The organism is Neisseria sp. HMSC070F02 (assembly GCF_001814225.1).
Taxonomy (GTDB): domain Bacteria; phylum Pseudomonadota; class Gammaproteobacteria; order Burkholderiales; family Neisseriaceae; genus Neisseria; species Neisseria meningitidis.
The window spans coordinates 1-446 of record NZ_KV815443.1 but is presented as its reverse complement, the minus strand read 5'-3'; the positions used below and the strand labels follow the sequence as shown (position 1 = coordinate 446).

The following is a 446-nucleotide window of genomic DNA, read 5'->3' as shown; positions in this document are numbered from 1 at the left end:
CCGGCTATGATGTTGAGGCAGAAATCGAAAAATTCGTTTGGATGGATGCTGTGATTTGGCAGATGCCGGGCTGGTGGATGCACGAGCCTTGGACAGTGAAAAAATACATAGACGGAGTATTAACCGCTGGACACGGCAAACTCTACCAAAGCGACGGCAGACACAGCGTCAATCCGACTGAGGGCTACGGCACAGGCGGCTTGTTGCAAGGCAAAAAACATATGCTTTCACTGACTTGGAATGCGCCGATTGAGGCGTTTACCCGCGAAGGCGATTTCTTTGAAGGCAAAGGCGTTGATGTTTTGTATATGCACTTCCACAAAGCCAACGAGTTTTTGGGTATGACCCGCCTGCCGACATTCTTATGTAACGATGTGGTTAAAAATCCACAAGTGGAAAAATACTTGGCAGATTATCAGGCACACTTGGAAAAAGTGTTCGGCTAA

At 47.8% G+C, this 446-nt stretch carries 1 protein-coding gene; it reads left to right on the top strand.

Annotated features, from left to right (window positions below; genetic code table 11):
* The coding region (locus HMPREF2959_RS06620) for an NAD(P)H-dependent oxidoreductase (protein ID WP_021437802.1) at positions 1-446 on the top strand (446 nt) is incomplete at its 5' end.